Source organism: Bacteroidia bacterium (assembly GCA_026932145.1).
In the GTDB taxonomy this organism is placed as follows: domain Bacteria; phylum Bacteroidota; class Bacteroidia; order J057; family JAIXKT01; genus JAIXKT01.
Genome location: JAIXKT010000065.1, coordinates 1 through 1781 on the forward strand (window position 1 = coordinate 1; position 1781 = coordinate 1781).

The following is a 1781-nucleotide window of genomic DNA, read 5'->3' on the forward strand; positions in this document are numbered from 1 at the left end:
TTTCTGGTTGGACGGCTTCGCCGTCCCCGCCCCAGCGCAGGTAACGCAAGCCGTTCGGCGGCTGGTTGAAAGAAAAGTCATAATCTTTGAACAGGGAGTAACCTCATGAGCGAAGATGAAAACAAGGCGGGTTCTTCAAAATTGATTGCGGTTATTAGCCTAATTCTTGCTATTGCCGTTTTTATTTTTGGCGACAATCTGTATCAACAAGTCACTGGGCATCCTTTTTTTTCGCCCAACACAAATGATTCTTCCACTCCAATTTCTGTGTTTACAGAAACCCAAGTTTTGCCTACATCACCGAATATTTCAACAATTCCCACATCCACAAATCCACCTATACCTACGCCAAATTATGAAATTGTTTTTCTTAAAGATTTTGAAAATGGCAACTTGTCAGATTTCAATATTGCCAATCCTAGCATCGCAAGAATCGTTGAAACCAATAAAACTGGAAAGGGTGTGGCGATAAAAAAATTAGATGACAAAGAAAATTTCTATATCGCAACAGTTTTACCTCAGCAAGCAAAAACTGGCGAAGTTTATAAAGTTAGAGTGCAATGCAAAGCCCCTATCGGTTTTTTTTGCAGAACATTTTTAGGCGATGTAATAGGCGATTCTGGAAAGCAATACGAAAACAATGTGTCAATAAGTGTTCAGGGTACTGGTGATTGGATTGAAATAGAAACTGGTATATTAATTATGAAAAATGATGATTTTTTAAGCGTTTACATTTACGGAGATAATGACCAAATCGAAGTAATATATGATAATCTGACAGTTATAAAGTTGCCGTGAGAAATCAGCAACGCCGCCGAACAAAGCGTGCACCTGACGCTGGGGACTCGGCGCGCATCCCAAACAGTTTCCTGCGCCTTAGCATTTTTCTGGTTGGACGGCTTCGCCGTCCCCGCCCCAGCGCAGGTAACGCAAACCGTTGGCACGACCCTTGCAAAACATTGGGGCTTGAAATAGCATGAATATCATGCTATTATAGCGGCATGATAAGGTCGTTCAAAGATACAGGCACGGAAGATATTTTCAATGGTGAAAATACCAAAGCGGCGAGAAAAATCTGCCCGTCCTCTATTTGGAAAATTGCCAGTCGAAAGTTAGACCAGTTAGATTCTATCTCTGCCCTTCACGAGTTGAGAATCCCACCAAACAATAGACTTGAAGCCTTATCAGGTGACAGAGAAGGTCAACACAGTATTCGTATTAATAACCAGTATCGTGTTTGTTTCGTATGGACAAATTTGGGTCTCGACCAAGTTGAGATTGTGGATTATCACTAGCGAGAAAAGCAGGAGTTAATTATGGTTCGTGTTCCTACCCACCGCATACCTACTCATCCTGGCGAAATGCTTTTGGAAGAGTTTTTAGATCCAATGGGTATCAGTCAAAGAGATTTGGCTGATAATATTCATGTCCCTTATCAGCGCATCAATGAAATCGTAAATGGGCGTAGGGGTATCACCCCAAGCACGGCTCTCCGTTTGGCAAAATTCTTTGATATGTCCGCTGACTTCTGGATGAATTTACAGTTACGCTGGGATTTGTATTTTGCACAACAACATGAAACGAAGGTTTTAGAGTCTATTCACCCACATTCGGCGGTTGTGTAAAAAGGCAAAAGAGTCTTAAGGTCAAAAGCGTGCCAACACAGCGTGCACCTGACGCTGGGGACTCGGCGTACATCCCAAGCAGTTTTTTACGCCTGAGCATTTTTCTGGTTGGACGGCTTCGCCGTCCCCGCCCCAGCGCAGGTAACGCAAACCGTT

At 43.1% G+C, this 1781-nt stretch carries 3 protein-coding genes; all 3 read left to right on the forward strand.

All coding sequences use genetic code 11. From position 1 onward, the window contains the following. The first annotated feature begins 105 nt into the window (after positions 1 to 105). The 3 genes from LC115_13695 (at position 106) to LC115_13705 (ending at position 1625) form a co-directional block, all read left to right on the forward strand. The gene (locus LC115_13695; protein MCZ2357721.1) at positions 106 to 798 is read left to right on the forward strand and encodes a hypothetical protein; all 693 of its coding nucleotides are present in this window, start codon (positions 106 to 108) and stop codon (positions 796 to 798) included. A gap of 203 nt (positions 799 to 1001) precedes the next feature. Beyond that, entirely contained in the window at positions 1002 to 1295 is a 294-nt protein-coding gene (locus LC115_13700) for a type II toxin-antitoxin system RelE/ParE family toxin (protein ID MCZ2357722.1), read from the forward strand. Between the two features lie 21 nt (positions 1296 to 1316). Beyond that, positions 1317 to 1625, forward strand: coding sequence for a HigA family addiction module antidote protein (locus tag LC115_13705; GenBank protein ID MCZ2357723.1), 309 nt, complete (start codon positions 1317 to 1319; stop codon positions 1623 to 1625). The last annotated feature ends 156 nt before the right edge of the window (positions 1626 to 1781 follow it).

What these genes read in the sequence shown, in the direction of transcription:
- LC115_13695 (MCZ2357721.1), top strand. Translation starts at nt 106, where the DNA reads ATGAGCGAAGATGAAAACAAGGCGGGTTCTTCAAAATTGATTGCGGTT.
- LC115_13700 (MCZ2357722.1), top strand. Translation starts at nt 1,002, where the DNA reads ATGATAAGGTCGTTCAAAGATACAGGCACGGAAGATATTTTCAATGGT.
- LC115_13705 (MCZ2357723.1), top strand. Translation starts at nt 1,317, where the DNA reads ATGGTTCGTGTTCCTACCCACCGCATACCTACTCATCCTGGCGAAATG.